Consider the following 25,623-nt stretch of genomic DNA (forward strand, 5'->3'; position numbering starts at 1 on the left):
GGGACGCCCCCTATCTTCACGGCTGCGCCAGCAGCGTTTCATGATAAGCCCAGAACTCGTCTATGAAGCGTTGAGCCAGACTGTTATCGGGACCGTTACTGCGGCGAATGACCAGAAATCCAGCATCGACGAAGCTTGTGAAAGGTCGGATCGCCACGCCGCGTCCGCGAAAATCCGTTGCCGACGACGGATCGATGATTGTTATACCAACACCTTCCGCCACCAGCGTCAGCGCTGTGTGCGACAGACGGGTCTCTATGGTGGCCGACCGTGGAATGCGCGCAAGCGCAACCTCCACACGCATGGCAAAAAGCGACCCCGGCTCCAGCGTGATCATGCGTTCATCGGCGAGATCATCCGGTGAAACCACAGGATAGTCTGCAAGACGATGCCCCAGCGGGACAGCGACGACCGCCGGTATCGCACGGGTTTCAATATTGAAACCGGGTCTGTCAAGCGGACCATCGGCAAAGCCTAAATCGACCTGACCCGATGCGACGGCTTCCACCACCATCGCAGAGGGGATGCCGTTGAGAGAGGCATGGATATTGGGCCGTTCCTTGAGAAAACGAGCGAGAAAGCGCGGCATGATCCCGTTTGCAAGCGCAGGCATGGCCGCGATCCGCAACATGCCCGCATTCTGACGGCTAATCTCGTCGGCGAAACTCCGGATGCGATTGAGCCCGACATAGGCCCGCTCGACTTCCTGCAATAGCGTCATGGCCGCCTGCGTAGGGATCAGCTGGTTTCCGCGACGGTTGAAGAGCTTGAGTTTCGTGTCGATCTCAAAGTCGCGGATCAGGCGGCTCACGGCGGGCTGAGTGATCGACATCAGTTCCGCTGCAGCCGTCATTTTTCCAGTCAGCATGACGGTTCGGAACGCTTCGACCTGACGCAGGTTCATGTTTCACCATAATATTTGGTTATGCTCTAGGCTTCATTTCGAATTTGACTGTATTGAGCCCCCCTGTCAAACCACTCCATAAACGTATCGGCGCGACGAAAGCACCGGACATAAAAAAGGGAACTAGGCAGTTGGGTGCGGTCAGCGCATATCTGGATTTGATGGGTTTTGCTGAAGACGGCTGGGGTTACGATATGCTCCGGGCCACAGGCATGACACTCGCGGTAGCCTTTTGCGGTTTCGCGGCAGGCGCAATATTCGGCATGATTGCCGCTGCCGCTTCATTCTCATCGCAGCGCATTCTCAGAATTGCGGCTGACGGCTATTCGACAGTGCTTCGCGGCATCCCCGATCTTCTGGTCATCTACCTGTTCTATTTCGGCAGCAGTGCGGTGTTGGGCCAGATTGGCGCCTTGTTCGGCGCGCAAGGTTTCATCAGTGCGCCAATCTTCATCACCGGTGCACTGGCAATCGGTGTGGTATCGGGCGCTTATCAGGCCGAAGTTTATCGCGGCGCAGTGCTTGCTCTCCCCAAAGGCGAGATCGAAGCTGCCAAGGCCTATGGCATGCCGCCGCGTCTACTGTTTCGCCGTATCATGGTTCCGCAGGCGGCACGCTTCGCCATTCCGGGCATCGGCAATGTCTGGCAGCTTGTCTTGAAAGAGTCGGCGCTGATTTCAGTCGTCGGACTGGTTGAGCTGATGCGTCAGGCGCAAATCGGCGCTGGATCAACCCGTAAACCATTCACCTTCTTTCTGACCGCCGGGCTGCTTTATCTCGTCATCACATTCATATCTGGCTTGCTGTTCAAGAACGCCGAAAAGCGCGCCATGCGCGGCATCCGGAGGGCGGTATGAACTTTCTCGACCTGCCGTTCATGTTCGACAGTTTTGTTCAGCTATGCCGGGGTATTCCGCTGACGCTGCAACTGATGGCGCTATCAGTTATCAGCGGCGCCGTGCTGGCCACCATACTGGCTACGATGCGTCTGTCGGGCAATCTGATACTGGACCTCATTGCACGAGGTTATATCTTCGTGCTGCGCGGCACCCCGCTGCTCGTGCAACTCTACATTATCTATTACGGCCTCAGCCAGTTTCCAGAACTGCGCCGGAGCTTTCTCTGGCCGTTTCTGCGAGAGCCCTATTGGTGCGCGGTGCTGGCTCTTGCACTCAATACGGCTGCCTATAGCGCCGAAATCATTCGTGGCGGCGTTCTGTCGGTTGCGACCGGGCAGATCGAAGCGGCACGCGCTTATGGCATGAGCGGCTTCACCCTCGTCCGTCGCATTCTGACCCCGCAAGCGTTGCGACAGATGCTGCCCGCCTATTCGAACGAAGTCATCTTGATGGTGAAGTCCACGGCGCTGGCATCGACCATCACCATGATGGAGGTAACGGGGCTGGCGGCCAAGCTGATTTCCGCCACCTATCGCCCTGTCGAAATCTTCATCTGCGCAGGCGCGATTTATCTCATCTTGAACTTCGTGGTCACCAGAATCTTCAAACTGCTGGAATACCGCCTGTCGGCGGCCCAGCGTCAGCCTGTCATCGTGCATGCCGCCGGAGGAAACTCATAATGCAACGCTTCGAAACGCCTGCAGTCGAGATCAAGAACCTCGAGAAATGTTACGGCGCGCACAAGGTTCTGCATTCAGTTTCAATGCAGGCCCACCAAGGTGAAGTCATCTCCATTCTGGGCGCGTCAGGTTCCGGCAAATCCACACTGCTGCGCTGCATCAATATGCTGGAAGTGCCGGATGCGGGCAGCGTGGCTATTCACGGTGAGGCATACAAGCTCGAACAACAACCGGGACGTGCGCCTCGTCCCGCTGATGCGAAACAGGTTCAGCGGCTGCGCGGTCAGGCGACGATGGTGTTTCAGTCGTTCAACCTTTGGTCCCATCTGACTATCCTGGAAAATCTGATCGAAGCGCCTGTGTATGTGCAGAAGCGAAACCGGTCGGAGTGCATTGCCGAAGCCGAAGCACTGTTGGAGCGGGTCGGCATAGCCGATAAGCGCAATTTCTATCCGGCGCATCTTTCCGGCGGCCAGCAGCAACGCGCGGCGATTGCCCGCGCGCTAGCGATGCGTCCGAAGATCATGCTGTTCGACGAACCGACCTCCGCGCTCGACCCAGAACTGGTGGCCGAGGTGCTGAAGGTCATGCGCGATCTGGCGGCAGAGGGGCGCACCATGCTGGTCGTGACCCATGAGATGGGCTTCGCCCGCGATGTTTCCAGCCGCGTCGTGTTTCTGCGTCAGGGCGTGATTGAAGAAGAAGGCACGCCCGACGAGGTTTTTGGCAACCCCAAAAGCGAACGGTTCCGGCAATTCATTTCCAAACAAAACGCATGAACCGATCAATCGGTTTTCTAACAGAGGTGAACATATGAAACTGAAAATCGTCCTTTCTGTCCTCGGCGTTCTCGCCGTCGCACCGACCGCGCAGGCCGAAGATGTTGTGCGCATCGCGACCGAAGGTGCTTATGCGCCGTGGAATTTCTCCGGCCCGAACGGTGTGCTGGAAGGCTTCGAGATCGATCTCGCCAAAGACCTTTGCGAGCGCCTGAAAGCGAAATGCGAAATCACCGCTCAGAACTGGGACGGCATCATTCCATCGCTGACCGCTGGCAAGTATGATGCCATCATGGCGGGCATGAGCATCACGCCGAAGCGTGAGGAAGTGATCGCGTTTTCGTCGCCTTATGCGGCAGCCATTAACTCCTTCGCAGTCATGGATGACAGCGACCTCGCCGATTTGCCGGAAAGCGGCAAGCCGCTGAATGTCGATTCCGATGCGGCCAAGCCGGTGCTCGAGGAAATCGCCGCGAAAATCAACGGCAAGACCGTCGGCGTTCAGGGTTCCACAACCGCTTCCGCCTTCATGGAACAGTATTTCAAAGATGGCGCGGATGTACGCGAGTATAAAACCGCGGAGGAACACAATTTCGACCTGACCAGCGGTCGTGTGGATGCGGTCGTCGCCAATGCCACGGTTCTCGCTGCTGCGCTGGAAAAGGACGACATGAAGGGCGCGAAGCTGGCTGGCCCACTGTTTTCGGGCAAGGTCTTCGGCATGATCGGCATCGGTCTGCGCAAGGAAGATACCACCCTGAAGGGTCGCTTCGATACAGCCATTCAGGCGGCAATTGCCGACGGCACGGTGAAGAAGCTCTCCGAGAAGTGGTTCAAGGTGGACGTTAGCCCGCAAAACTGAGCCAACACAATCGGGCCAGACCCTCGTCTGGCCCACCCCTGACAACGCTGTGACAACAGATTGAACTTACGAATGCGCAGATTGCCGGATCAGAACATAGTCATTATCGGAGCGGGACTGGTTGGCTCTGCCATCGCCTGGGGTCTCGCCCGATCCGGTCTGCGTCCAATGCTTCTCGATGGAGAAGACCTGTCCCTGCGCGCATCCCGTGCCAACTTCGCGCTCATCTGGGTACAGGGCAAAGGCGTAGGCGCACCACACTATGCCCGTTGGACAATGCAATCTGCACGCCTGTGGCCCGCTTTTGCAGACGAATTGCGGGATGTCACCGGACTTGATGCGGCGTTGAAGCAGACGGGTGCCTTTACCTTCTGCCTCGACGAGCGCGAGCTTCAAATGTTTGCCGAAGACGTCTCGACAGTGGCGCGGGAACTTGGCGATGACGCCCCCGAACATGTCGTGCTCGACCATCAGGAAACGGCCAAAATGGTTCCCTCCATCGGTCGGGATGTGATCGGCTCGATCTATTCGCCGATGGACGGCGACGTGAATTCGCTACGCCTGTTTCGCGCATTGCATACGGGCATGATCAAACTCGGCGCTGCCTACGAACCGCATTGCGAAGTCTCGTCCATCACCCCGCAAAACGGCGGCTTTCTCCTGAGTGGCGCATGGGGTGAGGTCTTCACCGAGCGCGTCATTCTTGCTGCGGGCAACGGCAATGCAGAGCTTGCCAAGAGTGTCGGTCTTGATACGCCGGTTGTGCGCAGCAAAGGCCAAATTCTTGTAACGGAGAAATGCGCGCCATTCTTTCCCTATACGGCGGCGACGCTGCGGCAGGCGGATGAAGGCGGCGTCATGATAGGCGACAGTCAGGAAACCCACACGGACCGGATCGCCACCAATCAGGACATCAGCGCGGTTCTGGCCAACAGAGCAGTGCGGACATTCCCACATCTGGCCGAGGTCAATGTCATTCGCAGTTGGGCCGGGTTTCGGGTCAAGACACCGGACGGCCTGCCGATTTATGAACAATCCGAAAGCCACCCGGGCGCTTACGCCGTCATGTGCCATTCCGGCGTCACGCTTGCAGCCAACCATGCCCTGATCGTGGCGCAGGAAATAGCAGCCGATGCCAAACAACTTGCTGGTGAGGCGTTCTCAGGCCGGAGGTTTCATGTCTCCTAAAATGTTCCTTAAAACTGAGACACCAGAGGAAACCGTGACGATCACATTCGATGCGCGTACCTTGACGGTACCTGCCAATGTAACTGTCGCCGCAGCGCTGCTTGGAGAGGGTATCAACCGGCTCAGAAACAGCGTCGTTGGTGATCAACCGCGAGCGCCCTATTGCCTGATGGGCATCTGCTTTGAATGTCTGGTCACCATTGATGGTATTCAGAACCGCCAGGCTTGCATGACGCTTGTGGCCAATGGAATGATTATTTCTTCCCAGACCGGTGCGCGTCGGGTGGAACCATGACGACAATGCTCAAGAGACTTTCCGATATTCATGCGCTCGGCGCGTTTTACGACCTCGCCATTATCGGCGCGGGACCAGCAGGCATGTCGGCAGCCGCAGAGGCAAGCGCCACTGGCGCTAACGTGGTTCTGTTCGACGAAAACCCTGCCGCCGGCGGCCAGATTTACCGTGGCATCGAACACAATACGACTGCCCGCAGGCCGTTTCTCGGCACCGACTACTGGCGGGGCAAAGAAGTCCTGAAAGCGTTCATCGCCAGCAATGCCACCTATGTGCCGCAGGCCCTCGTCTGGAGTGTGGAACCACAGGATGGGGACAACAACGGCGTTGATCTGCGCGTATCGGTAAGCGGCAATAGCGGGATTGTTTCAGCGCACCGCGTGATCTTCGCGACCGGCGCGATGGAGCGCCCGATGCCTGTCAGGGGCTGGACATTGCCCGGTGTTATGACCGTTGGCGCAGCACAGATTGCGTTGAAGGCTTCCGGCCTCCTGCCCAACGGAAGTGTGGTTCTGGCGGGAACAGGCCCACTGCTCTACATGTTCGCCGCGCAACTGTTGCAGGCGGGCGGCAAGGTTGCAGCATTGCTCGATACGACGCCCGGCGCAAATTACATGAAAGCCGCGCCAAGCCTGTTTTCGTTCCTTTTCTCGCCCTATGCCTTGAAGGGGCTTTCGCTTCTCTTAAAGGTGCGCAAGTCGGTGCCGGTTTATTCCAGTGCCACCAATATAACCATTGAAGGGAAAGACAAAGCAGAAGCGATCTGCTTTTCGGCAAAAGGCAAGACACACAGGCTTGCTGTCGATAGCGTCTTCCTGCATCAGGGTGTGATCCCCAACAACAATCTCGCCAATGCTTCGGGCTGCGCTCTGATTTGGAACGACGGTCAGAAATGTTTTCAACCGCAACTCGACGGCAACGGGCGTTCGTCCATACCGGCCATCTATATTGCCGGTGATGGCAGCGGCATTGGCGGTGCATTGGTTGCCGAGCAGAGCGGGCGTATCGCTGCGCTCGCGGCCTGTCAGGATATCTTTCCAGCACTGGCAACATCGTTGGCGTCAAAAATCGTAAAGCTGCAGGCGCAAGCGCGATGCGTCGAACGCGGGCGATCCTTTATCGACGCGCTTTATCTGCCTGCACAAGCATTTCGCGCACCAACGGATCGGGAAACGATTGTCTGCCGTTGCGAAGAAGTAACCGCAGGCGCAATCCGCGACGCGGCGGCCTGCAATATTGCCGGCCCCAACCAGCTTAAAACCATGTTCCGCTGCGGCATGGGTCCCTGTCAGGGTCGCATGTGCAGTTCCACCGTCACGGAAATTCTGGCCGAGGTGCAAAACCGTGCGCCTCAATCAGTCGGTTTCTATCGCCTGCGCGCTCCGGTGAAACCGGTGCCGCTTTGCGAAATCGCAGCACTGCCTCACCCCCCCCATGCAATTTTCGCCGTTACCGGCGAGCAACCGGATAAATCCCCAACCATCTGAAAGGATTGAACTATGGCTGAGCGTTTCATTCAGACGCCGATCATGCATCGCGTCGTCGAACACAATGGCATTGTCTATGTCGGTGGAACCACCTGTGATGACGAAAGCCTGGATATGGCCGGTCAGACCCGCGAAATCCTTGCCAAGCTCGACAGCTATCTGGCGCAGGCAGGCACGGATAAGACCAAGCTTCTGGCAGCCACCATCTTCGTAACAGACCTCAACAAGAAGCCCGAAATGGATAAGGTCTGGAAGGAATGGATTGATCCTTTGCTGCTGCCAACCCGTGCAACCGTTGGTGTTGCTGATCTGGGTGGCGATACGCTGATTGAAATCGTGGTTTCCGCTTACAAATAATTGACTTTAAAAGCCACGTTGTCATTCGGCATGGAATAAGGACCCCTTGCTAGGGGTTATCGACATCCAAGCCTGATGCTCCTTCAATATTCCGATGATCTGTTCTTCGCTGAAGCGGGATCGTTTCATGTTCCGTCTCCTTCTCCGGAGAACAGACTAACCAAATTGCGAGGACATTTCAGAGGAGCAGATCACCTATAGTCTCGCCACCACCGAGCTTTGGGATGGAGCATCAAGTTGGCCCAGAGGATCAAAGATATGGAAATGCCGCTGGTCATCGTTACCGACAAGTTCAGCCATTGGGCATTTCCCTATACCGATTATGTTTTCGAGGCGCATTCCGCCGTCAAAACCTATTGGGATTCCACGGCGGCAATCAATGTGGTCCTCAATTTGATGATCGATGCCATTGCGGTGAAGCTCGGACCGAAAGCGCTGTAACATTACGAGAAAATACGAGAAATGGCCGCGGAATTGGGCGACTTCGTGAAGGGGCCGACGCTGAGGGACAAAATAGATGAAATTTAATGGCGTGATTTGACGGATGTAACGAGGTTTACTCATTTCCCGAGGCAGAGCCACCCCAACTATGTCGGCTTTGATAGAGGGTAGACTCGGCTTTTTTATGCAGTATCTTTTTGTTTTTACGCACTTTCTGAACGCCGTTTCGAGCTTTTCGACATACGATCTCAACCGACATAAAGAAAAGCAGGGCTTCCGCCCTGCTTTCAACTAGTTGGCTGCACGTTTAGGTGCACTGTTTTGTAAATCAACCAAATCGTTCACGATAGCCGCAGCCTCATTTTGTAGAACGTCTGTCGCGCTCTTGCGGTTTTTCTCAATGGCGAGATCGGCACTCAAGCTTCGCTCGTTCGACTGCAGGCCGTCATCAATCTGCGTATCGATGCCATCATTGACTTTTCCGCGCGCCTTGGCTCGCTTTTCCTGAGCGGCCATCTCGTTGCGACGTTCTGTTTCGTTGAGGGAGATGACTGTTTTCTCGCGCTGCGCCTTCAACGTTGCCACATCTTGCACAAAGTCCTGGAATTCCGGGCTTTTCTGCACGCGCTCATCATGCAGGCTTTGCAGCTTTGGCAACAACGTCTTTATGGCGTCCGAAAACTTATATTTTGCTGCCTTGACCTGTGACCAGGGCAAAGCATTGTCGAAGCTTGATTCACCGACTAGCTTGAGATCGAAAAGCCCCGGCAAAGTGATATCAGGCGTCACGCCACGCAATTGCGTTGTCCCCCCGTCAACCCGAAAGAACTGGGCGACGGTGAATTTAAGCTCGCCATATTCCGGTTTGGGATTTTTGGCCACTTCGTCGAGATTAACGACGGTCTGTACGGTTCCCTTGCCGAAACTCGTTTCGCCTATGACCACGCCACGTCCATAATCCTGTATCGCCGCAGCAAAAATTTCGGAAGCCGAAGCGGACCCGCGATTGATCAGCACGCCCAGCGGCCCCTTCCACGCGGGTGTAGGAAAATTGTCGCTTTCAACCTTGACTTCACCGCTTGCATTGCGCTGCTGGACCACAGGCCCTTTTCCAACAAACAGGCCAGTCAGATCAATCGCCTCACTGAGTGAGCCGCCACCGTTGTTGCGGAGATCGATCAAAATGCCATCGACCTTGTCCTGCTTCAGCTCTGCAATGAGCTTTGCAACATCGCGGCTTGCGCTCCTGTAATTCTTGTCGCCTTTGCGTCGCGCTTCGATATCTTCATAAAAGGCTGGCAGAGTAATCACTCCGATCTTGCGCGAAGCATCCCCGTCCTTCACTGAAAGAACCTTCTTCTGCGCGGCCTGCTTATCAAGACTGATCTTGTCACGAACCAGAGTGATGACATGATGCTTGCCATCCGGACCAGCATCAACCGGCAGAATATCGAGCCGCACAGTTGATCCCTTATCCCCGCGGATCATCTGCACCACCTCGTCGAGACGCATGCCGATCACTTCCTTGATCGGGCCTTCTGTGCCCTGCCCAACGCCAACGATACGATCACCCACGGCGAGCTTGCCCGATGACTGCGCCGGGCCACCCGCAACCAGTTCGCGAATGGTCGTATAGTCGTCCCTTTCCTGAAGAACGGCACCGATGCCGACCAAAGACAGCTTCATTGAGATATCAAATTCGGCTGAGGCCTTTGCGCCGAAATAATCGGTATGAGGATCGACCGATGTCGTGTAGGCAGCCATGAATGACTGGAAGGCATCGTCGCTGTTATATTTAAACGTGCGCTCAATGGAATTTTCGTAGCGTTTATCGAGCGTCTTGCGAATAGTCGCATCATCCTTACCGGCCAGCTTCAGGCGCAGCCAATCGTTCTTGACACGCTTGCGCCACAGGTCATTGCTTTCCTCAGCCGATCGCGGCCAGGGGGCCTTGTCGCGCACGATCGCGAAATCTTCCTGCTTGCTGAAATCGAAGCCCTGCTTGAGCAGGCTGCGCGCAAACGTCATGCGCTCAATGATGCGCATCTGGTAAGTATTGAAGATGGTAAACGGGATGGTCAAATCCTGACGTTCGATAGCGTCATCGATTTCCTCGTTGCCCGTTAAGAACTTGTCGACATCCGCCTGCAGAAAGATGAGCCGATCCGGATCCAGCGAGTCGATAAACCGGTTCATAATCCTGACCGACAACGCATCATCTAGCGCGACAGGTCGATAATGAAAACGCGTAAGAAACTCTGCTGTCAGATGAGCGGCTTCAACTTGCTCCGGCGATGGCTTCAAAACGGCAGGTGAACTGACTTCAAGAGCATGCGCCGATGAAATGCCCGCCAGGAAGAGACAAACCAAACCAATTTTGATGCGTTTCAAGCTATGTTCCAATTCCAACATTGAGCGCCTAGTTCCAACCCTTGTTGAGCAATTATGTTTTTTTGGCAACCCTCTGTATAAACTGATCAGAAGCATGTGATCGCTTCGCTTTTGCAAAAGACTATAAAGTTCGAGGCAAAATCACGTTGCTTTATGCCTGTCGCATTGATGGCCTGGAACACATCACGGAAAATGTGAAACGGCGTGCGGAACAAGATAGACGTCAAAACAAACCATTAGAGTGCCGTTCCGATTCAATCCAACCCTGGCTTCCTTTCGCGCAATTGCCCAACACTGTTGCTATTCGCACCCAAAGCGCGCTTCACCGCTGCGCGCGCCGATGCGAGATCCGGCATGACCCAGTTAGGCTCTCCGCCAAGAAATTTATCGAGAAATGCAATGGCATAACCAGGCATTTCAGCGATGTTTTCCTTATAGGACCACCATGTGCGTAATTCATCTGCACATTGATCTATATCTGGAACCGTGCCGAACTCCTGTTCCTGTACAGCAGCAATCGCGCAGATACAGTAGTTGGTATAGAGAAAACCCTCCGGCCAGAAGTCGACAATCTCATAAAGACGCGCAGCATCGCCTGTCGCATGTTTTGGTGGTGAAACAACCCTGGCAGGCGACAAGCGGATCAATTCGCGCAGCACAAGACCTGCAGCAAAGGTGATGAAGTCCTTACGGTCCACCTTGGCAAAGCGCTTGTTCTGATTGACCAGCTCCACCCAATTCAAAAACGCCTCGGTAAGCTTCTTTTCATCAATGTCGTATTCAACGCCATAGAGCTCATGCAGCAGGCTGGCATGTCTGCGGAACGTCGCCCTGAACCAACGCAACTGACGCAATCGATGCCGCAAATCAGGCATCGATGCCATTTGTTCTCTGAGTAGCAAGTCCATGTTGCGAGCGATCTCCCGTTTGCAAAAGACATTATTCGAAACCGATTCAAATGTCAGTCGCCATTCGGCTTCATTTAGCGTCAAAATTATACATATTGACATTACAGAAGACAAATGTTCTCTATTTGATGAAATGCAAACTCGGAAAATATCCTGTTTGTCTTTCGTGGGAGGAAAACAAAATGGCTATCTGGCAATGGGCTTTGCTGGCGCTCGCCCTGCTATGGGGCTTCCAGTCGCTGGGCGTCTGGTTCCAGATGCGCCACTATTCCGATGTGATGAAAGGCATCACTTCGAAATATTCCGACGGCTTTGTTGGTGCCGGACACATACGAGGCCGTTTCGGCAAAGGTGTTATCGTATTGATCGTCGTAGACCATAATCTGGTGGTGCGACGCTTCCTGCAGATGAGCGGACGGACGGTTTTCGCAAAATTCATCCGCCGTGAAGGCTTCGAGGGAGTGCGCCTCAGCGAGTTGCAAAACAATCCCGCAATCGAAGAAGGAACGCCTGAAGTGGTGGCTGCTGCCCAACAGGCGATGGAGCAGATCGGTCGCATAAGAGACCAATCCGATGGGATCGAGCTCGAAGGTCTGAAAGCAGTGGGAGCATAGGAGTTGCTTGCCTGAAACAAGCAATCGAGGAGGAGCAATGTCGATAGTGACGATGTTGGCACAACATGCCGACGTAACAATGCAATCAATACATATGGCCGGTAGCATGATTTCCGATGTGGCCCTGCATGGCAAACATGCGGCAGAGCACGCGGGAAATGACTTGCTGCAGCTTGCGCAAGCAACAACCACCGCGCCGGGCGATGCTGGCAGTGGCGGGATTACCGTCGATCAGTTCAAGGAACGCCTTCAGAATGTCCAGCAAGAAGAACAGCTCGGCTGGCTTGCTTCGATAGGCAAGCACTTCATCGGTGTTTTCCAGAAAGGCGGCGAAGTTTTTGCTGGGTTTGTAACGGGCATTATTCCGACACTCGTCGTACTGATGACCGCGTTCTATGCCGTAACCGAACTCGTCGGTGAAAAGCGTGTTCACGGTATCGCACGCAGCGCCGGACGTATTGCGCTCACCCGTTACACGGTCCTGCCGGTTCTTTCAGTATTCTTCCTGACCAACCCGATGGCCTATACATTCGGTTCGTTTCTGGACGAGAAATACAAGCCTGCCTTCTATGATGCGGCAGTTTCCTACGTTCATCCGCCGCTGGGTCTCTTCCCGCATATCAATCCGGGCGAATATTTCGTCTGGGGTGGCGTGCTCGTTGCACTTCTCGAGCTTGAGAAGAAGGGCGCGGTTCCAACCGGTTATCACATCAATGTCGCCATCTGGTACGCCATCGTGGGTCTCGTCGTGATCCTCCTTAAGGGCATGCTCACAGAACGCATCACCGCCATCATGGCGCGGCGTCAGGGCATTGAGCTTTAAGCGGGATTTGGGAGGACGACATGGTGAAGATCTATAAAGCAGTAAAGATTTCCCGCGGCTCAAACGGCTGGGGCGGCCCGCTTGTCATTCAGCCTAACGAACAGCGCAACAAGGTGGTTTCGGTCACTGGCGGTGGCATTCATCCGCTTGCGCGCCGGATTGCCGAACTGACCGGTGCGGAAGCCGTTGATGGATTCCGTTCGCCGCCAATCGAAAGCGAAATGGCCGTTGTGGTTGTCGACTGCGGTGGCACGGCTCGTTGCGGCGTTTACCCGCGCAAGCGCATTCCGACGGTGAATATCACGCCGGTTGGACAATCCGGGCCTCTGGCGCAATTCATCACCGAGGACATTTATGTTTCGGGTGTGAAACCGGAAAACATCGTTCCAGCTGATGGTTCGGCCGCAGCCGCTCCTGCTGCAGCAGCCGCAGAAGAAGAAACTCCTGCTCCGGTAGAACTGCCAAGCGAAGGCGGTATTGTAGGCCTTATCAGCAGCATCGGCCGCGTGATGGGCCGTGTGGTTGGTATCTTCTTCCAGGCTGGTCGCCGCACAATCGATCAGGTTATTCGTAACGTTTTGCCGTTCATGGCATTCGTAACGATGTTGATCGGCCTGATCCTCTATACCGGCATTGGCGATATTCTCGCCCAACCGCTCGGGCCGCTCGCCAATAACATTGTCGGCCTGCTCGTGCTTTCCGCAATTTGCGGTTTGCCGTTCCTGTCGCCAATCCTCGGACCAGGTGCGGTTATCGCACAGGTTGTCGGCGTGGCGATCATCGGGCCGCAAATCGCCAATGGCACAATCGCTCCGGCGATGGCCCTGCCTGCACTGTTTGCCTACAACACGCAGGTCGGTTGCGACTTCGTGCCGGTTGGTCTGGCACTTGGAGAAGCTAAACCCAAAACAATCGAAATTGGTGTTCCGGCAGTTCTGATCAGCCGTCAGATCATGGGGCCGCTATCGGTTCTGATTGCATGGGTTGTCAGCCTGGCTGTGCTTTAATCTCCTCAGCCTGCCGCAGCAAAACAGCGGCAGGCGATTTCCCAAACATGTACAATATCGATGTTCCGGATCAACTTTCGTGGGCATCGAACGACCATACCAAGAAAGGACCGCCTCTATGTCGATACATCTCAAAACGCGGATCACCGCGATCGGCCCGGAAGTTGCGGATCTCGCTGAAGGCGGCGTTCTCATTCTTTTTGCTGATGGCTCGCCACCCGAGCTCGCTGAAGTGTCCGTGATGCATGTCGTGGAAGAAGGACCTGAAGTGTCCGCACCTGCAGTCGGAGCTCGCATCACTATTGGCTCACTCAACGCAGAAATTACTGCCGTCGGCGATAGCGCCTGGCAAAAAGTACGAGAAATTGGCCACGTCGTTATTTCGTTTACGGGCGCACAGTCCACAGATCGACCGGGCGAAATTTGCGCTACTGAAATCGTCGGCGAAGAGCTTGTCGCTGCCCTCAAAGAAGGGCAGATTATCACCATCGGCGGCTGAATCTGGTCATCATTGGGTTTGGGATTACGTGTTAAAACAGATAATTGGAACAGATTTCAACACCCATGATGTTGGAATGTTTCAGATGTCGCTTTGAGGCTTATATAAATGGAACGCTCGACTATCGTCCGGGTGCGTGAAGGGCTGCATGCGCGCCCCGCAACCCGCTTCGTTAAACTGGCCAAGGGTTTTGAAAGCGACATCGAAATCGCCAAGGCCGGAAAAAGTGTAAGCGCCAAAAGTTCCGTCAAGCTGATGCTGCTTGGTGTGAAAGAGCTCGATGAAGTAACCGTTCGTGCCGATGGTGCCGATGCCATTGAAGCCATCGAAGCTTTGATTGGTTATCTGGAAAACCCGCAGGCTGGCCTCGAAGAAGCCCCGGCGGTCGCTCCCGCGCCGCAAACCGAAACCGCGCCAATACCCGTCGCTCAACCAGTCAATACAGTAGAATTGCCTGCCGGACAGATTAAAGGCGTCGGGGCAAGTGAAGGCATTGCTTTGGGAACAGCTTTTCCGTTCTTTCCTGAAGAACTCAAACCTTTGGGCCGAAAGCTTGCGGCATCCGAAATAGATGCCGAGATTACCCATTTCAAATCGGCCATCGCGACAGTGCAGCTACGCATGGATGCTTCACTCTCCAGCGGCAATCTCGCTGACGCTGACAGAGGCATCATTGCAGCCTTAAAGGATATTGCTGCGGATGATAGCCTGACCGACGAGGCACTTGGGCTTATTCGAGGTGGTCTAGATGCCATTTCTGCGATGCTTGCTGCGGCTTCCACGGTTGCCGGACAATTTGCGGCACTTGATGATCCCTACCTCAATGCTCGCGCAGACGACGTGCATGCGGTCAGCCGCCAGATTTGCCTTGCTCTGCTTGGCAAGGAAGACATCAATCTGGAAGGACTGCCGGAAGGCTCAGTACTCATTGCTGAAGACATAGGCGCGTGGGATTTGGCGCGCGCACCACTCAAGAAGATCAAAGGTGTGGTCTGCGGTCACGGCGGCGCAACATCACATGTGGCCATCATCGCGCGCACACACGGCATTCCGGCGGTTCTTGGCCTTGGAAGCGCCGTTCAACAGCTCAAAAATGCGAAAACCGTAGCGGTGGATGGAAGCTTCGGCATCGTTCACGCCGATCCAGTTCTGGCTACCCGCAACGAAATCGAAACGCGTATTTCCAAAGCGTTGCAGGAAAAACAGGCGCTGGATGCTTACCGCTCCATCACGCCGCGTCGCGCCGACGGAACAATCATTGAAGTCGCAGCCAATATGGGTGCGCTGGAAGAGATCGATGTAGCGCTGGAAGCCGGTGCGATGGGGGTCGGACTTTTCCGTACCGAACTTCTCTTCATGAAGCACATTCATCTGCCTTCCGAAGATATGCAGACCGAAACCTATTCCGCACTGCTGAAAGCTTTTGCGCCCAACTCGGTTATCGTTCGCACGCTGGATATTGGTGGTGACAAGCCGATTGCGGGGATTGAGTTTCCCGAGGAAGAAAACCCTTTCCTTGGCTGGCGCGGCATTCGCATGTGTCTGGACCGCCCCGATGTGTTCAAACCGCAGTTGCGGGCGCTGTTGCGCTCAGCGGTTAACGGCAATCTCAAAGTCATGTTACCGATGGTTTCGGATATTGAAGAAATCCGCGCGACCAAACGCCTTATCGCGGAATGCATTACTGAGCTTAAAACCGAAGGCAAAGCATTTTCCGAGTTTGACCTGGGCGTAATGATCGAGACTCCTGCGGCAGTTTTCGCAGCCCGGGAGCTTGCAAAAGAATCAGCTTTCTTCTCCATCGGCACCAATGATCTGACGCAGTATGTGATGGCTGCTGATCGGCTCAATCCAACCGTTGCGAAGCTTAATGATGTCAGTCATCCAGCTGTAATGGCTGCAATCGAGATGACCGCAAAAGCGGGAACTGAAGCAGGCATCATGGTGGGCATGTGCGGTGAAGCAGCTGGGAAGCCCGAGCTTATCGGCGAATTCATTCGTATGGGATTGACAGAACTCAGCATGAGCCCAGCTTCAATTCCACGCGCAAAAAAGCATATCGCGGATATGTTTGGCAGTTAGATCTTGCCTGCAAGCCCCCCATAAGAAGCCCGGATATCGCTATCCGGGCTTTTACCTTTATGGAAGATGAGCAATCAAAGTCTGGAACAATATTTCGAGCTGAGCCTCATCGCGGTCTTCTGCAGCCTGCATGAGACGATCGTGACGTACATCCAGCGCCAAAATGGCGCTTTCCAGAGGATCAACGCCTGCCAGATCGGTCGCTTTTGCGGTTGCCAAACCGCAGGCAACACCAACTGCCGCAAAGCATGTCATTTCAAAACTGCGCAGCGCCTGCGGGTCACAGTGACCATCCAACGAGATAAATCTTACCGGTCTTTCGTCAAGCAGTTCCAGAAACATGGCTGCAACAGCTTTGGCCGTTGCCACAATCTTCCTATCACCCGCCTCGGCAGAAAAGACGCTCTTCAGCAACGCGCCATGTTTTCGCATCATCCTGGCATGTACCGTGACAAATGCAGTTTCATGAATCAGCACATTCGGCAACTGATGGCGGCGAAGCACTTCTTTCGTGAGGTAATACATATCCTTACGAAAAGCACGCGCACCCTCGGCGCCAGCACCGAAATAGACAGACAGGCTTTTCACATGCGGCGCGCTGTTATGCACATTTGGGTTCGATGAAATCAGCGAAATCGAAATCGTTTCAGCCGTGGTCAGTGCCTTGTCTACCATGCTGGCGGCATGTCCCAGCAACAGTTCCGGCGATACGATTTCTCCGGGACGCGCCGCCGATTGCTCACCCTGCAAACTTTCATGGCGATTGCGACGAATCATGTATCGAACCTCGCGCAGGCGGTCCTTCAGATTGACTGCAATTTCTTCCGAAAGAATGCGTAACATGTTCATTTTCCTCAACTGCAGCGCCATCGTAACAGGATGCACCAAGCACATGAATTATTGTTTGCCTTCACGTCGAAAAGCAATAGTTTCGGTGTAAGAACGCCACTTCTATAATGTAATAATACGCCAATAATTTGAGGGACAGTTTTGAAAAAGGCCGGCAAGAAGACGCAGAAAAATCCGGAAGCAGCGGACCTCATCATTGGATCGGAAGGTGTGGCTGCGGAAAACCGCACAAGTCGGCTGCGAACGCGCGCTGCGTGGATGTATTACGTCGAACAAATGACCCAGAATGATATCGCGGAAGCACTGGGCGTCGGTCGTGTCACAATCGTTCGCCTTCTTGCTGATGCCCGCGCTCGTAATGAAGTAAAAATTACGATTGAGGGCAAGCTGGCAAGTCTGACATCATTGGAAGTTGAGCTTGAGAAAACCTTCGGGCTTGAGCGCGCCATTGTCGCGCCGCTCTCTTCGCCTGACATCGACCCTATACCGCCGATCAGTGCGGCCACAGGTGCATATCTGTCAGAAAAAGTGCAGCACGGGATGACGATTGGTGTGGGTTGGGGGCGTACCCTTTCCAGCACTCTGCAACATATCGGTGCACGTCCCCTCAATGATTTGAAAGTCATCTCCCTGCTCGGCGGCATCGTACAGCCGCGTCGTTCAAATCCGCCGGAATTTGCGTGGCAGTTTGCGCAGATTTTTCAGGGCGAAGGTTATCTGATCCCCGCCCCTGCTCTGGTCGATAGCAAAGAAACGCGGATCGCTCTTATCGAGCGTTGTGGATTAAATACCGTGCTGGACATGGCCGAAGAACTCGACATGGTTTTGCTCAGTGTCGGTGACATTCAGACCGCCAGCAGCACGTCTTATCGTGTTGGCTTGATTGATGAGGCGCAGAAGCTTTCGTTGATCGAGAACGGTGCCGTCGGCGACGTGCTGTTCCACTTCTATGACAAGAGCGGCAAGATCGTCGATGATCCAGTGCATGATCGCGTCATGTCGGCCAAAATTGAGAGCCTTCAGAAGACGCCGCAGCGTATTCTTACATCAGGCGGCAAAGAGAAAATCGCCGCTCTGCTTGGCGCGATAGAGCTTCTGAAACCGACCGTTCTTATCACCGATGAAGAAAGCGCGGCACAAATGCTCAAGGACAAGGCGTATTCCGAATAAAGGCAAAAAGCACATCGTCGCAAAACGATGTGCTTTTCTTCTAACAGCATCAATTGGCAGCGGCTGCGCACTCCTTAAGGATTTGCAAAACCGCAGTTCGCTCTTCGATTTGTGGCATATGTCCACAGCGTGCGAAAATGTGGACCCCCACTTTCCCCGGCAAACCATGCGCATGAGCAACGGGGATAACACGGTCTTCAGCACCGAAGATAAGCCGCACCGGCATCGCAAGCGAGGCAATGCTTGAGCGAATTTCAAAGGTCTGCGTGCCATCCGCAAAGAACCGGGCGCCAATCGCTTCCTGTGTATTGCGCAGTTCAGTGTCGGTAGCCTGAGCGACAGTTGCATTGATAAACGGTTTCGTCAGATGGCTCTCATCGGCGACGAGCAATTTCAGCCATGGAACGATGCTGGCTTCGCTTTTCGCACCAACGAGACCTTTAATGAATGCACCATTGACCTGCGGTCCGAGGCCACCTGACGAAATGAGCAGCAGCGAACACACATCGACAACACCGCGAGCCGCCGTGACAGTCGCGACAGCTCCACCAAGTGAATGTCCGACCAAAAGACAGGATGTTACACCCAATGATGCGAGTGTTGCCTCAACGCTTGCTGCAATCTCGTCGATGCTTTCAGGAACAACGCGTGGTGAATTGCCGTGTCCCGGAAGATCGAGCGCCAGAATTGGATGACCGAGCGATGCACCGGCAAACAAACCACGCCACGAATTGAGATCAGCAGCAAAACCGTGGATCAGAACAACCGGCAAACGGCCTGCTTCACCCTCACGCAGCCAGACTGCATTGAGCTGTCCAGATGAAATAGGTTCAGTAGTTCCACTTGCAGATGGCTTTGCTGCGATCGCCGTGTTTACAGGTTTTTTGGCACTGAAATTGCCCTCAACGTCCTTCTTCTGAACGCGCCCTTTCGGGCCTGAACCCTGAATGGACCTAAGATCAATGCCTGCTTCGCGGGCAAGCCGACGGGCGAGCGGTGTTGCCCGCACATTATTGGCTGAACCCGCTTCATCGTCTTGGGAGGACTTGGGTTCAACCTGTTTTGGGGATGCTGTTTCAATAGCCGCTTCTAGGGGCGCAACAACAGCCGGCTCCTCAACGACAGGAGCCGACTTGCCGTTACGTTCTTCGCCTTCAGCGTAAATCCAGGCGACAGCCTGACCAACAGGCACAACAGTCCCTTCAGCCGCACTGATATCTGCAATGATGCCCGATGCTGGTGCATCGACTTCCATTGCTGCTTTATCGGTCTCGATTTCAAAGAGAAGCTGACCTTTCGTAACGGTATCGCCATCCTTGGCGTACCATCGCGAAATCTGCCCCGTCTCCATATCCATATCGACCTTGGGGAGAATGACTTCCACAGCCATGGCTAGCGCACTCCCTTGGCCAAATCACGAGCGCTTTTCAATATATCAGGCACCTGTGGAATGGTCGCGCGTTCAAGATCAGGATTATAAGGAATTGGAGTTTCAGCTCCGCCAAGACGCACAATTGGCGCATCGAGATAGTCGAAGGCATCACTTTCCGCCACAATGGCAGAGACTTCTGCGCCAATACCGAGGGTCTTTACCGCTTCATAAACGCAAAGAAGCTTCGAGGTCTTCTTGACGCTTTTAATGATAGTTTCACGATCAATCGGACGCACGGTGCGCAGATCAATCACTTCAACATCAATGCCTTCCTTGGCAAGTTCAGCAGCCGCATCAAGTGCCTTATGCACCATGATCGCTGTCGCAACGATGGTCAGATCACGCCCCTCGCGGACCACTTCCGCCTTGCCGATTGGCACGGTGTAGAAGCCTTCAGGAACCGGGCCTTTGGTCTTGTAGAGCAGCTTATGTTCGAAAATCATAACTGGATCGGGATCTTCAACGGCTGCAAGCAACATGCCCTTGGCATCATAAGGTGTGGCTGGCTGCAAAACCTTGAGGCCCGGAACATGACCAAGCCATGCTTCAAGGCTCTGGCTGTGCTGCGCCGCAGCACCCGTTCCCGAACCTGCCGGAAACCGCATAACCAGCGGCACCGAAACTGCACCACCAAGCATGTAACGGATTTTTGCAGCCTGATTAACGATCTGTTCCATCGCAAGTGCTGCAAAGTCAGAAAACTGGAACTCAAAGATCGGGCGCATACCGGTCAGTGCTGCACCGACAGCAACACCTGCACCGCCCAGTTCTGAAATCGGCGTATCCATGACCCGGTCTTCACCGAAACGGTGCACCAGATCACCAGTCACCTGAAATGCGCCGCCGTAGACGCCAATATCTTCACCCATCAGGAATACGCGGTCGTCGCGTTCCATGGCAATTGCCATTGCTTCCTGGATGGCTTGCGAATAGCTCAACTCACGGATTGTCGTGTCCATATTTAAATATCGTCCGTGTAAACGTCGCGGGTCAGGTTGGTCAGATCAGGTGCCGGGCTGTTCTTGGCAAACTCGATCGCATCAGCGATTTCCTTCTCCACTTGAGCGCGGATTTCCTCGATCTCGGCGTCATTGATGAAGCCATAGGCTTTCAAGTCGGCCTCAAAATGCGCGATTGGATCGCGATCATTTTGCCAATGCTCGATTTCTTCCTTGGTGCGATAGCGGTTGCGATCGCTCTTGGAATGACCGCGAATACGGTATGTCTTGTTTTCAATAAGTGTCGGACCATCACCACGCCGTGCGCGCTCGGTGGCTTCATTCACGGCTTCCGCCACTTCCGACAGATTGTTACCATCGACGATCACGCCGGGCATATTGTAGGCCGAGGCGCGGTCTGCAACATTGGCAACAGCTGTCGAGCGCTTGGTGGAGGTAGACATGCCGTAGCCATTGTTTTCACAAACGAAAACAACAGGAAGCTTCCAGACGGAGGCCATATTGAGCGCTTCGTGGAAAGCGCCTTCATTGTTTGCGCCATCACCAAAGAACGATACGACTACCTTGCCATTCTTCTGCTTCTTGGCGGAAAGCGCAGCACCGACCGCGATCGGAATACCGCCACCCACAATACCGTTTGCACCGAGATTTCCCTTGGAAACATCGGCGATATGCATCGAGCCGCCACGGCCTTTGCAATAGCCTGTTTCCTTGCCAAAAAACTCAGCAAACATACGCTTCACGTCAGCGCCCTTGGCGATGCAATGACCGTGGCCGCGATGGGTCGACGTAATCATGTCATCATCGTTTAGCGGCAGGCAGGATCCCATCGCGCTCGCTTCCTGCCCGATGGAAAGATGCATTGTTCCGTGAATGAGACCGCGCGTGTAGCTTTCTTCCGCGCCTTCTTCAAAGCGGCGGATAAGATACATCTTATGCAGGGCTTCCTTCAGCTGCTCCGGCGAATAGGTGCGGAAGGCATAAGGCAAGTTATGACGGTCGCCCGTATCCTGCGGTTCGACTTTTTTGGCTTGAACCATGATATTTTGTCCTCACGCTCCGTAAACGAGCTTGTCTTGACGCGCGCGCAGTTCAGCAATTTTTGAGCCGGGAGCTACAGCCGCATTATCGTAAGTGATGAGCTCGCCCTTTTTGATCGGCTTGGTCACGCTGCCGCCTTGCAGAAGCCCGCAAGGGATCGCATGTGCGCTACGTGCCTCGCCCGATGTCATGATCCATGCGCGGTAGCAATATTCGCCGATTGCATCGAGCTTTTCGCCCGGCTGCATGTCCTTCTTGGCAACCGCGGCCACTTCCGCGACCGGCTTTGAAAGCGGAACCATATCCGGCTTGCCGTAAAGAACAACGCGGGCACAGGTGAGCGGCACTTCGAGAGACGTCAGGTGATACGGGCGATGGAATGTGAAATATGGACCCTTGCCCATCTTCAGGTCTTCCATGCGCTCGGAAATACGTGGATGCGACATGTCGGCGACGACAAAAACACCGGGCGCTACACCCTTACCGATCGAATAATCAACCACACCAACTTTGGACAACACACCGCCGTCCTTTTCAGGGATCAGTGTCTTGTTGAGTTGGTCGAGCGTTGCAGCGGGACCGTGCATACCGGCTTTATCCGGGACAAGACCTGTCGCATTGGCAATGGCGGCCATTTCGACCATGGTTTTTGAACCATCTACGAATTCCACCAGCATGCGCACGTTCATGTTACGGCGCGTGGCTTCTTCCATATATTGATCAGGGACGGCATCGATATTGAGCGGGTTGTTCTTGCCCTTGCCTGCCGCCACAATCGGATGACCCATGGCAGTCACAAACTCAATCAACTCCATGCAAGATGACGGCTCGTCCCCAGCGCCCAGCGAATAGGTAACACCAAGACGCTCGGCTTCCGCTTTCAGATAAGCGCCGATTGTCACGTCTGCTTCGACATTCATCATGACCAGATGCTTGCCGTGTTCCATGGCGCGCAGGCCAATCTCTGCACCGACAGCCGGAACGCCGGTTGCGTCGATCACAACATCGATAAGATCGTTTTCGAGGATCAGATTGGCGTTGTCTGTTACGGCAACCTTATGCGCTTCCATGGCAGCAGTCAGATCGGAAGCGGTTGAAACCTCACGGCCATGACCTTCTTCCTGAAAAGCAATATCGACGGCCTTGAGTGCATTGGGAATACGCAGTTCGGAGATAGCACCAACTTCGATACCCGGCATATGCGCAACACGCGTGACGATATCGGTACCCATTTCGCCTGAACCAATCAGTCCGATGCGGATTGGTCGCCCACTATCCGCACGCGCCTGCATGTCACGCGCCAAACCTGTCAACGCCACATTGGTTGCCATCGTTTCCTCCTGAATGTCCCTGCAAAATTCTCGCAGTCTCCTCTGCTGCATCATCGATTAATGAACATTTGTTTCTAAGTCAATACCAGTGTTCATATCAGACAAGGCGGGCAGTCATTCCAAATGCCATCTTGTTATTCAACTTTAGTTTGCTATAAAATACAAATGTTCTGCCGTTTCGCTCAATTCACATTTTGAAACGTCGATACGTGCGAGCTAATAATGGCGTTCTGTTAGCTCGGCGCACTTTGGGAAGTGCTCCGGGGGGAGGAGAAATAAATGGACGCATTTCTGAGCGGATTAAAAACGGCAGTCGACACTCTTGGGGCGACCGTGCTGCTGCCTATCGTCATTTTCATCATTGCAGTGGTACTCGGTGCGAAAGTTGGCAAAGCTTTCCGCGCAGCCGTTACCATCGGCGTCGCTTTCATCGGCATCAACCTTGTTCTGGGGCTTATGTTCACCTCTATTGGTGAAGTGGCCCAGGCTATCGTCACCAATACCGGCATCAAGCGCGATATCGTCGATGTCGGCTGGCCTTCCGCTGCTGCAATCGCCTTTGGCTCATCGGTGGGCTTGTGGGTTATTCCAGTTGGCATTCTGGTCAACATCGTCCTTTTGCTGCTTCGCTGGACGCGCACGCTGAATGTCGACGTATGGAATTTCTGGCACTTTGCTTTCGTCGGCTCGCTGGTTGTTGCTGCAACGGACAACCTCGCCTACGGCATCATCATTGCGGCACTTGTAGCCGCTTTGTCTCTGTTGTTCGCAGACTGGTCCGCGCGCGCGGTTCAGCAGTTCTACGGCGTACCGGGCGTTTCCGTACCGCATCTGGCTTCAGCGCAAATTCTGCCGATTGCCATCGTGCTCAACTGGATCATGGATCGTATTCCCGGCATCAATAAAATCAACATCAGCACCGAGACCATCGAACGCCGCTTCGGCGTGTTCGGCGAGCCGGTCGTGCTCGGTCTGATCATCGGCCTGGTGCTCGGTCTTATCGCATTTTACAATGCTGGAGATTTCGGCACGGTTCTCGCCAAGGTTCTCGGCACCGGCATGACACTGGCGGCGGTCATGCTGCTTCTGCCGCGCATGGTCAAAATCCTGATGGAAGGACTGCTGCCGGTTTCTGATGCGGCACAGGAATTTGTGCGCAAGCGTACAGGAGACCGCGAACTTCTCGTCGGTCTCGACTCGGCAATCCTGATCGGACATCCGGCTGCAATCTCGTCGTCACTCATTCTGGTGCCGATTGCGATCATTCTATCGGTCATCCTGCCAGGAAACCGCGTGATCCTGTTCGCCGATCTTGCCGTCATTCCGTTCATCGTCGCCATGACGGCGCCGCTCCTGAAAGGAAACGTGTTCCGCATGGTCGTCGTTGGAACCATCACGCTCGCCATCGGCTTCTATGTCGCTAATGCACTTGCGCCATTGTTCACCAGCGCCGCAGTTTCGTCTGGCTTCAAGCTGCCTGAAAACGCCTTGCAGATCACTTCGGTGGTCGATGGATTCCTGTGGGTGCCTTATGTCATCATCTCTGCCATCCAGTGGCTTGGTGCTTTTGGTATCGCTGTGATTGCCATTGTTATTGCAGCACTTTTCATGCTCTATCGTCGCAATACATTGGCATGGGAACGCGCCGCAGGTGCCGAGGACGAGCCTGCAGATGAAATTGCCGCTTAACAGCGGCAATGCACGATGCCTGAAATACAAGTCGCACGTCGAGATCGGCGTGCGACCTTCTTTGAATGGAGAATGGAATGGCTGCTGGTCTGATTAATTTTCTCGATCCACAAGCGATCGAACTTCAGAGCGAGGCAAAGACCAATGAAGAGATCATCCGGATTCTGGCAGGAAAACTGGAGAAGCTGGGCTATGTAAAGCCAAGCTATGCCGACGCAGTCGTCAGTCGTGAGCTGTCGATGCCGACGGGATTGCCGCTGGAACGCGAGGAGAACGTTGCCGTCCCGCATACCGATCCTGAGCATGTTATCAGGGCTGGTATTGCTTTCGCCACCCTGAAATCGCCTATCCATTTTGCCAATATGGAAGACCCGGAAGAAGCTGTCCCCGTTGGATATGTGTTTCTGCTTGCCATCGATGACAAGGACAAACAGATTGAGACCTTGCAGCAGATCATGGCAACCATTCAGGACGCTGACGCACTCGACAGGTTGAAGGCAGCGCGCACGCTTGAGGATGTTGAAACTGCTCTGCAATAAAGACATTCCACCCGAAAGGCTTGAGCCTTTACAACCGAATTCGAGATAACAAAAATACGACATTCGCGCGTTCCGCTGAGTGCACGAACATCGGAGGAAACCATGGCCAGAATAAAAACAATTCTCTTCGCTTGCGGCACCGGCGTAGCGACGTCTACGGCAGTGAACGCAACCGTTACCGAAGAAATGAAAAAACGCGGGCTTACCTTCAATGCTCAGCAGGCGAAAGCAACTGAAGTCGCGTCGCTGGCCGACAATGTGGATTTCATCGTTTCCACGACTCCCATTTCGGCTTCAGTGACCAAGCCCGTCATCAAGGGCCTGCCGTTCCTGACCGGTATCGGCAAGGATCAGGTTCTCGATCAGATCGAAGCAGAACTGCGCAAATAACCCTACC

26 protein-coding genes are annotated in these 25,623 nt (G+C 54.4%); 18 read left to right on the forward strand and 8 right to left on the reverse strand.

Annotated elements, in window-relative coordinates:
* Nucleotides 1–16: 16 nt before the first annotated feature.
* Complete coding sequence (locus F9K94_RS17655; RefSeq protein ID WP_061345651.1) at nt 17–904, reverse strand: LysR substrate-binding domain-containing protein; 888 nt, start codon at nt 902–904, stop codon at nt 17–19.
* 161 nt (nt 905–1,065) lie between these two features.
* On the opposite strand from F9K94_RS17655, the gene F9K94_RS17660 reads away from it, so the two are divergent.
* The 9 genes from F9K94_RS17660 (at nt 1,066) to F9K94_RS17700 (ending at nt 7,892) form a co-directional block, all read left to right on the forward strand.
* Nucleotides 1,066–1,761 carry an ABC transporter permease gene (locus tag F9K94_RS17660; protein WP_151647718.1) on the forward strand — a complete coding sequence of 232 codons (696 nt, stop codon included), beginning with the start codon at nt 1,066–1,068 and terminating at the stop codon, nt 1,759–1,761.
* Complete coding sequence (locus F9K94_RS17665; protein WP_151647304.1) at nt 1,758–2,483, forward strand: ABC transporter permease; 726 nt, start codon at nt 1,758–1,760, stop codon at nt 2,481–2,483. Before F9K94_RS17660 ends, F9K94_RS17665 begins: the two co-directional genes overlap by 4 nt.
* Nucleotides 2,483–3,262, forward strand: coding sequence for an ABC transporter ATP-binding protein (locus tag F9K94_RS17670; RefSeq protein ID WP_151647306.1), 780 nt, complete (start codon nt 2,483–2,485; stop codon nt 3,260–3,262). The genes F9K94_RS17665 and F9K94_RS17670 overlap by 1 nt, the downstream gene beginning before the upstream one ends.
* A 34-nt stretch (nt 3,263–3,296) precedes the next feature.
* Complete coding sequence (locus F9K94_RS17675; protein WP_151647308.1) at nt 3,297–4,124, forward strand: lysine/arginine/ornithine ABC transporter substrate-binding protein; 828 nt, start codon at nt 3,297–3,299, stop codon at nt 4,122–4,124.
* Between the two features lie 72 nt (nt 4,125–4,196).
* Nucleotides 4,197–5,312 (forward strand): NAD(P)/FAD-dependent oxidoreductase, encoded by a 1,116-nt coding sequence (locus F9K94_RS17680; RefSeq protein WP_151647310.1) that lies wholly within the window; start codon nt 4,197–4,199, stop codon nt 5,310–5,312.
* Between the two features lies 1 nt (nt 5,313).
* On the forward strand, nt 5,314–5,607 hold the full coding sequence (locus F9K94_RS17685) for a (2Fe-2S)-binding protein (protein ID WP_061345656.1): 294 nt from the start codon (nt 5,314–5,316) through the stop codon (nt 5,605–5,607).
* A complete protein-coding gene (locus F9K94_RS17690; RefSeq protein WP_151647312.1) occupies nt 5,604–7,094 on the forward strand; it encodes an FAD/NAD(P)-dependent oxidoreductase in 1,491 nt (496 codons plus the stop codon). Before F9K94_RS17685 ends, F9K94_RS17690 begins: the two co-directional genes overlap by 4 nt.
* Nucleotides 7,095–7,106: 12 nt before the next feature.
* Entirely contained in the window at nt 7,107–7,451 is a 345-nt protein-coding gene (locus F9K94_RS17695; RefSeq protein WP_151647314.1) for a RidA family protein, read from the forward strand.
* Nucleotides 7,452–7,688: 237 nt separating this feature from the next.
* Nucleotides 7,689–7,892 carry a MurR/RpiR family transcriptional regulator gene (locus F9K94_RS17700; protein WP_151647316.1) on the forward strand — a complete coding sequence of 68 codons (204 nt, stop codon included), beginning with the start codon at nt 7,689–7,691 and terminating at the stop codon, nt 7,890–7,892.
* A gap of 291 nt (nt 7,893–8,183) precedes the next feature.
* On the opposite strand, the gene F9K94_RS17705 is transcribed toward F9K94_RS17700, so the two are convergent.
* Entirely contained in the window at nt 8,184–10,304 is a 2,121-nt protein-coding gene (locus tag F9K94_RS17705) for a carboxy terminal-processing peptidase (RefSeq protein ID WP_151647318.1), read from the reverse strand.
* Nucleotides 10,305–10,537: 233 nt separating this feature from the next.
* Nucleotides 10,538–11,191, reverse strand: coding sequence for a hypothetical protein (locus F9K94_RS17710; RefSeq protein WP_151647320.1), 654 nt, complete (start codon nt 11,189–11,191; stop codon nt 10,538–10,540).
* Between the two features lie 182 nt (nt 11,192–11,373).
* Between F9K94_RS17710 and F9K94_RS17715 the strand changes: the two genes are divergently transcribed.
* From F9K94_RS17715 to ptsP, 5 genes are all read left to right on the forward strand, one after another.
* Nucleotides 11,374–11,805, forward strand: coding sequence for a transcriptional regulator GutM (locus F9K94_RS17715; protein WP_151647322.1), 432 nt, complete (start codon nt 11,374–11,376; stop codon nt 11,803–11,805).
* Nucleotides 11,806–11,842: 37 nt separating this feature from the next.
* On the forward strand, nt 11,843–12,628 hold the full coding sequence (srlA, locus tag F9K94_RS17720; protein ID WP_151647324.1) for a PTS glucitol/sorbitol transporter subunit IIC: 786 nt from the start codon (nt 11,843–11,845) through the stop codon (nt 12,626–12,628).
* A 20-nt stretch (nt 12,629–12,648) separates the two neighbouring features.
* On the forward strand, nt 12,649–13,635 hold the full coding sequence (gene srlE / locus F9K94_RS17725) for a PTS glucitol/sorbitol transporter subunit IIB (RefSeq protein ID WP_151647327.1): 987 nt from the start codon (nt 12,649–12,651) through the stop codon (nt 13,633–13,635).
* Nucleotides 13,636–13,753: 118 nt separating this feature from the next.
* The gene (locus F9K94_RS17730; RefSeq protein ID WP_061345663.1) at nt 13,754–14,134 is read left to right on the forward strand and encodes a PTS glucitol/sorbitol transporter subunit IIA; all 381 of its coding nucleotides are present in this window, start codon (nt 13,754–13,756) and stop codon (nt 14,132–14,134) included.
* Between the two features lie 108 nt (nt 14,135–14,242).
* Complete coding sequence (gene ptsP, locus F9K94_RS17735; RefSeq protein WP_151647329.1) at nt 14,243–16,216, forward strand: phosphoenolpyruvate--protein phosphotransferase; 1,974 nt, start codon at nt 14,243–14,245, stop codon at nt 16,214–16,216.
* A gap of 57 nt (nt 16,217–16,273) precedes the next feature.
* Here ptsP and F9K94_RS17740 read toward each other — a convergent pair whose 3' ends face one another.
* Nucleotides 16,274–17,059 carry a hypothetical protein gene (locus F9K94_RS17740; RefSeq protein WP_061345665.1) on the reverse strand — a complete coding sequence of 262 codons (786 nt, stop codon included), beginning with the start codon at nt 17,057–17,059 and terminating at the stop codon, nt 16,274–16,276.
* 147 nt (nt 17,060–17,206) lie between these two features.
* On the opposite strand from F9K94_RS17740, the gene F9K94_RS17745 reads away from it, so the two are divergent.
* Nucleotides 17,207–18,235, forward strand: a complete 1,029-nt coding sequence (locus F9K94_RS17745) for a sugar-binding transcriptional regulator (RefSeq protein ID WP_061345666.1) — start codon at nt 17,207–17,209, stop codon at nt 18,233–18,235.
* Between the two features lie 49 nt (nt 18,236–18,284).
* Here F9K94_RS17745 and F9K94_RS17750 read toward each other — a convergent pair whose 3' ends face one another.
* From F9K94_RS17750 to F9K94_RS17765, 4 genes are read right to left on the reverse strand one after another with little or no spacing between them, the layout of a single operon-like run.
* The gene (locus F9K94_RS17750; RefSeq protein ID WP_151647331.1) at nt 18,285–19,625 is read right to left on the reverse strand and encodes an acetoin dehydrogenase dihydrolipoyllysine-residue acetyltransferase subunit; all 1,341 of its coding nucleotides are present in this window, start codon (nt 19,623–19,625) and stop codon (nt 18,285–18,287) included.
* A 2-nt stretch (nt 19,626–19,627) separates the two neighbouring features.
* Nucleotides 19,628–20,626 carry an alpha-ketoacid dehydrogenase subunit beta gene (locus F9K94_RS17755; protein WP_151647333.1) on the reverse strand — a complete coding sequence of 333 codons (999 nt, stop codon included), beginning with the start codon at nt 20,624–20,626 and terminating at the stop codon, nt 19,628–19,630.
* A 2-nt stretch (nt 20,627–20,628) separates the two neighbouring features.
* Complete coding sequence (locus F9K94_RS17760) at nt 20,629–21,666, reverse strand: thiamine pyrophosphate-dependent dehydrogenase E1 component subunit alpha (RefSeq protein WP_061345669.1); 1,038 nt, start codon at nt 21,664–21,666, stop codon at nt 20,629–20,631.
* A 12-nt stretch (nt 21,667–21,678) separates the two neighbouring features.
* A complete protein-coding gene (locus F9K94_RS17765; RefSeq protein ID WP_151647335.1) occupies nt 21,679–22,998 on the reverse strand; it encodes an NAD(P)H-dependent oxidoreductase in 1,320 nt (439 codons plus the stop codon).
* A 279-nt stretch (nt 22,999–23,277) separates the two neighbouring features.
* On the opposite strand from F9K94_RS17765, the gene F9K94_RS17770 reads away from it, so the two are divergent.
* The 3 genes from F9K94_RS17770 (at nt 23,278) to F9K94_RS17780 (ending at nt 25,616) form a co-directional block, all read left to right on the forward strand.
* The gene (locus F9K94_RS17770) at nt 23,278–24,687 is read left to right on the forward strand and encodes a PTS galactitol transporter subunit IIC (protein ID WP_151647337.1); all 1,410 of its coding nucleotides are present in this window, start codon (nt 23,278–23,280) and stop codon (nt 24,685–24,687) included.
* Nucleotides 24,688–24,764: 77 nt separating this feature from the next.
* Complete coding sequence (locus F9K94_RS17775) at nt 24,765–25,226, forward strand: PTS sugar transporter subunit IIA (RefSeq protein ID WP_151647339.1); 462 nt, start codon at nt 24,765–24,767, stop codon at nt 25,224–25,226.
* A 102-nt stretch (nt 25,227–25,328) separates the two neighbouring features.
* The gene (locus tag F9K94_RS17780) at nt 25,329–25,616 is read left to right on the forward strand and encodes a PTS sugar transporter subunit IIB (protein ID WP_061345673.1); all 288 of its coding nucleotides are present in this window, start codon (nt 25,329–25,331) and stop codon (nt 25,614–25,616) included.
* Nucleotides 25,617–25,623 lie beyond the last annotated feature (7 nt).

It is taken from the genome of Brucella tritici (assembly GCF_008932285.1).
GTDB classification, from domain to species: domain Bacteria; phylum Pseudomonadota; class Alphaproteobacteria; order Rhizobiales; family Rhizobiaceae; genus Brucella; species Brucella tritici.

Excerpts from the sequence above, each read along its gene's own strand:
- F9K94_RS17655 (WP_061345651.1), bottom strand. The coding sequence starts at position 904 with ATGAACCTGCGTCAGGTCGAAGCGTTCCGAACCGTCATGCTGACTGGA.
- F9K94_RS17660 (WP_151647718.1), top strand. The coding sequence starts at position 1,066 with ATGGGTTTTGCTGAAGACGGCTGGGGTTACGATATGCTCCGGGCCACA.
- F9K94_RS17665 (WP_151647304.1), top strand. The coding sequence starts at position 1,758 with ATGAACTTTCTCGACCTGCCGTTCATGTTCGACAGTTTTGTTCAGCTA.
- F9K94_RS17670 (WP_151647306.1), top strand. The coding sequence starts at position 2,483 with ATGCAACGCTTCGAAACGCCTGCAGTCGAGATCAAGAACCTCGAGAAA.
- F9K94_RS17675 (WP_151647308.1), top strand. The coding sequence starts at position 3,297 with ATGAAACTGAAAATCGTCCTTTCTGTCCTCGGCGTTCTCGCCGTCGCA.
- F9K94_RS17680 (WP_151647310.1), top strand. The coding sequence starts at position 4,197 with ATGCGCAGATTGCCGGATCAGAACATAGTCATTATCGGAGCGGGACTG.
- F9K94_RS17685 (WP_061345656.1), top strand. The coding sequence starts at position 5,314 with ATGTTCCTTAAAACTGAGACACCAGAGGAAACCGTGACGATCACATTC.
- F9K94_RS17690 (WP_151647312.1), top strand. The coding sequence starts at position 5,604 with ATGACGACAATGCTCAAGAGACTTTCCGATATTCATGCGCTCGGCGCG.
- F9K94_RS17695 (WP_151647314.1), top strand. The coding sequence starts at position 7,107 with ATGGCTGAGCGTTTCATTCAGACGCCGATCATGCATCGCGTCGTCGAA.
- F9K94_RS17705 (WP_151647318.1), bottom strand. The coding sequence starts at position 10,304 with ATGTTGGAATTGGAACATAGCTTGAAACGCATCAAAATTGGTTTGGTT.
- F9K94_RS17710 (WP_151647320.1), bottom strand. The coding sequence starts at position 11,191 with ATGGACTTGCTACTCAGAGAACAAATGGCATCGATGCCTGATTTGCGG.
- F9K94_RS17715 (WP_151647322.1), top strand. The coding sequence starts at position 11,374 with ATGGCTATCTGGCAATGGGCTTTGCTGGCGCTCGCCCTGCTATGGGGC.
- srlA (WP_151647324.1), top strand. The coding sequence starts at position 11,843 with ATGTCGATAGTGACGATGTTGGCACAACATGCCGACGTAACAATGCAA.
- srlE (WP_151647327.1), top strand. The coding sequence starts at position 12,649 with ATGGTGAAGATCTATAAAGCAGTAAAGATTTCCCGCGGCTCAAACGGC.
- F9K94_RS17730 (WP_061345663.1), top strand. The coding sequence starts at position 13,754 with ATGTCGATACATCTCAAAACGCGGATCACCGCGATCGGCCCGGAAGTT.
- ptsP (WP_151647329.1), top strand. The coding sequence starts at position 14,243 with ATGGAACGCTCGACTATCGTCCGGGTGCGTGAAGGGCTGCATGCGCGC.
- F9K94_RS17740 (WP_061345665.1), bottom strand. The coding sequence starts at position 17,059 with ATGTTACGCATTCTTTCGGAAGAAATTGCAGTCAATCTGAAGGACCGC.
- F9K94_RS17750 (WP_151647331.1), bottom strand. The coding sequence starts at position 19,625 with ATGGCTGTGGAAGTCATTCTCCCCAAGGTCGATATGGATATGGAGACG.
- F9K94_RS17755 (WP_151647333.1), bottom strand. The coding sequence starts at position 20,626 with ATGGACACGACAATCCGTGAGTTGAGCTATTCGCAAGCCATCCAGGAA.
- F9K94_RS17760 (WP_061345669.1), bottom strand. The coding sequence starts at position 21,666 with ATGGTTCAAGCCAAAAAAGTCGAACCGCAGGATACGGGCGACCGTCAT.
- F9K94_RS17765 (WP_151647335.1), bottom strand. The coding sequence starts at position 22,998 with ATGGCAACCAATGTGGCGTTGACAGGTTTGGCGCGTGACATGCAGGCG.
- F9K94_RS17770 (WP_151647337.1), top strand. The coding sequence starts at position 23,278 with ATGGACGCATTTCTGAGCGGATTAAAAACGGCAGTCGACACTCTTGGG.
- F9K94_RS17775 (WP_151647339.1), top strand. The coding sequence starts at position 24,765 with ATGGCTGCTGGTCTGATTAATTTTCTCGATCCACAAGCGATCGAACTT.
- F9K94_RS17780 (WP_061345673.1), top strand. The coding sequence starts at position 25,329 with ATGGCCAGAATAAAAACAATTCTCTTCGCTTGCGGCACCGGCGTAGCG.